1 protein-coding gene is annotated in these 1,664 nt (G+C 67.1%); it reads right to left on the bottom strand.

Features of this window, described 5'->3' with window-relative positions; all coding sequences use genetic code 11:
* Positions 1-16 precede the first annotated feature (16 nt).
* On the bottom strand, positions 17-1,498 hold the full coding sequence (locus FLW16_RS42785) for an IS1634 family transposase (RefSeq protein ID WP_142566700.1): 1,482 nt from the start codon (positions 1,496-1,498) through the stop codon (positions 17-19).
* Between the last annotated feature and the right edge of the window lie 166 nt (positions 1,499-1,664).

The following is a 1,664-nucleotide window of genomic DNA, read 5'->3' as shown; positions in this document are numbered from 1 at the left end:
CCTGAGTTGGCTCAATTTAGTGCGCACCTTCGAGGCCGCGGATGCGCTTGAGGGCGTCGCGTAGGTCGGTGGGCAGGGGGTCGGCGGCGGTCAGGACGTGGTTGCCGGCTTGGATACGGACGGTGCGGTAGCGGCGGGCGGTGCGGACGAACTTCTTGATCGACCATCCGGTCCGTGCTTCGATCCACCGGCCGACCGCCAGGGCGGCGAACACGATCGTCAGGTGCGCGTCGATGGACTCGCGTTTGTGGTGGTAGATCGGCCGTGCTTTGAGGTCGTGCTTGCTCATCCGGAAGGACTTCTCAATCTCGAACAGCCGATGGTAGGAGCTGATGACGAACTCGGCGGTGATGGGCGTCCCGTCCGGGCAGGCGGCGAGATTGGTGATGTAGCCCTTGAGCCCGGCCAGGGCCTTGGCCTTGTCCACCAGCTCGGTATTGACGCTCTTGGTGGCGCCGGACAGCCTGATGAACCGGTTGCGCTTGACCGGCGCCTGCCCGTCGACGGCGCGCTGGGCCTTGGCGACCTGCTCGTCGATGCCGCGCAGGGTGCGCCGGGCCCGCTCAGCCCGATACTGGTAGTAGATCATCTGGTCGCGGCGTGGCCGGCTCGATCCCGAAGGCCAGGGCTGGATGAAGATGTGCCCGTCGGGGATCGGGATATCGGGGTGCTCGCGCCGCCACTGCTTGATCACATACGGCACCTCGTGGATCTTCATGCCGAGGATGAACGACAGTCCGGCAGCTTCGATGGCCTGCTTGTTCGCCTCGGAGATCATCCCGGCGTCGGCCACGATCGTGACGTCCGGCAGGTCGTGGGCCGCCATGAACCCTTCGATCACCGGGAGCATGGTGTGGGTCTCGGCCTTGTTGCCCTCGAAGGCGGTCACCATGAGCGGGAACCCGGACGCATCGGTGAGCAGCCCGATCGTGATCTGCGGGTCCAGGCGGCGTTCCTTGGAAAAGCCCGGCTCGCGGAACCCGTCACCGGCGTCGGTCTCGAAGTACAAGGTCGACACGTCGTACAGGACCAGGCTGGCCGGCCCCAGGCGGGTGTGGGCTGCGCACGCACCGGCCAGGGCTTGGCGCCACTGCGGTGTGGCGTAGTCCGGCAGGCGGCGTTTCACCGTGGCATACGACACCGCATCGATCCCGGCCTCGGCAAGCACGCGCAGGCTGTCGTGCTTGCTGGTCGGTTCGATCACCCGCGCGAGCACCAACTGCCGGAACACCTCATCGCCCCCGGCCGCGGCGCCGAATCCCAGCGCCTCGTAGGCGCGTGACAGCGCGTCCCACAGGTGTTCCATCCGCGAGCTGACGATCTCCAGCGGCCCGCCCGCCGCCGGCCCGTCGTCCAGCCCCAGGTCCAGCTCTTGCTGGCCGGCGGCCAGCCGCTGACGCGCCACCGCCTTGAGCGTCTCCAGTTCGGCGTCGTCGTGCGCCGACCCGATGTGCTCGATCTCTCGTGACCCGCGGCGGGAGGAGTAGACGATCTGCACCGCCCGGGCGCCTGAGGCCGTCTTCACCGTCCGCACGTACGGAGACACGGCCACCAGGGTAGAGACATGATCGATTTAGTGCGCACTTTTCGCCGTTCCCGAGGGGAAACTACGAGGTCAGCGCGTTGTACTCAGCGGCGATCCTGAACCGTGAGCCAAGTCAGGT

This window comes from Microbispora sp. KK1-11 (assembly GCF_006874435.1).
GTDB lineage: Bacteria > Actinomycetota > Actinomycetes > Streptosporangiales > Streptosporangiaceae > Microbispora > Microbispora catharanthi.
Note: the sequence above shows the minus strand (reverse complement) of the source record. Positions and strands in the feature narration are given on the sequence as shown.